Origin of the sequence: Candidatus Hakubella thermalkaliphila, assembly GCF_013281975.1 — a bacterium.
GTDB lineage: Bacteria > Actinomycetota > Humimicrobiia > Hakubellales > Hakubellaceae > Hakubella > Hakubella thermalkaliphila.
On sequence record NZ_BLRZ01000237.1, the window covers coordinates 1 to 1,500 of the forward strand.

A 1,500-nucleotide genomic window follows, 5' to 3' on the forward strand; every position below is an offset into this window, starting at 1 on the left:
TGTAGGTGCCTGGGGTGGAAGGAGCCTTAATGGTGATGGTGAAGGTACCCGAGCCTTCCCCCGGAGCTACGTCTTTAGGCAGTTTGGTCCGCAGGCCGTCCCAGACCACCACCCTCCCCCGACGGTCATACCAGTGGTAGGAGATATGTACTGGGTTAGACCCGCCTCTGTTCCAGGTGGCTGCACCGGTATTTTGGACCCCGAAGTTAAAGCTGGCCTTAGAGCCGGCGGCCATAATGGAAGGAGTGGAGTTATGGTCATTGTAGACGGCGGAATAGCGGGGTGGTTCCGGGGCTTTCTCCACCTTGGTGCTAAAACATAGGGGAGAAGCTCCTACCCAAGAAAACCAGGTCACTCCTTCCCTCACCAGGTCAAAGCAAATCATAGCATTATAGTCATAGGGGCCGGGCCCAGCTGGCGGGAAGCCAGACTTGGGGACCTTAACGGTTACTTCTACCGGGTCAAAGAAGTGGTGGAGCTTTACCCCGGGGGCCACGTCTCTGGGGAAGTGCGAGCGTAGTCCGTCCCGCTGGACTAAGTTCCCTTTGTGGTCATACCAGCGATAAGATAGATGGATATGGTGGGGGTGCTGGTGGTCCTTGGCATTCCAGGTGAAATTGCCTTGGTTGGTTACCCCCAGCCTTACCGTAAATGTTGCCCCGGGGCGGAAAGTGCTGCCCTCAAATACATCGGAAAGCCCGCCGTAATTCCAGGTCATATCATAGCGCTCCGGCCCCTTGGCTTTAGCTACAGTCCCTCCCAAAGGCAGGATAGTGGCTACCAGCACTACCAGAACTAGGGTCAGGTAAGATATGGTTTTCATTGGTCTCTCCTCCTCTTTAACTAATTGACAGTGGGGTCTATAAATATCCCTGGACGAGCCGAGGTTACCACAACCTCATAAAATGTCAAGAGTTTTTGGACAGGTGTTTTAGCTCTGGCTTTCCCCTGGGAGAGGCTCTTCTATGAGAAGGCCACCCACTATAGGCAAATACTAATCTCTTAGGGACAAAGAACCTTGTGGGCACCTACTACTCTTATAAGCTACTGTACTGCTACTAAAACTAGCCAAAATACCATGTAATAAGGTACAATACGGTAAAGTGTGCTCCATGGTTTTCCCTAATCAGAGGCAATATCGTGCACTACCAGCTAAGACCATAAAATGACCATAGCAGGTTGAGGGCCTTGTGGGCGCATAGCCTGTAGGGGTTCAAGTCCCCTCTCGGACACCACTTTCTCCCTCTCATCACCATGGACATCTCCTGGAGCTTAATGGAGTAAGTTCCCTGGACCCAGAAGGACGACTCTACGAATGCCATGATGGAAGTTTCTCTGACCATGCCGGCAAAAAGAGTTTTGCTGATGTCCTTCGCGGTCTGCTGGGGGATAGAGTAGTCCCCTTTTCAATTCTACAGTAACTATAACTTCCTATTTCCAGTTGAGAAGTTGTCTAAAAACTCGACCTTTTTAACGAGCTAGGGTTTCTTTTCTGACCGT

The 1,500-nt window shown here is 51.3% G+C and carries 1 pseudogene; it reads right to left on the reverse strand.

The features are described from left to right. Positions 1-823 (reverse strand): annotated as a pseudogene (locus HW443_RS11175) (hypothetical protein); the annotation flags it as partial. Between the last annotated feature and the right edge of the window lie 677 nt (positions 824-1,500).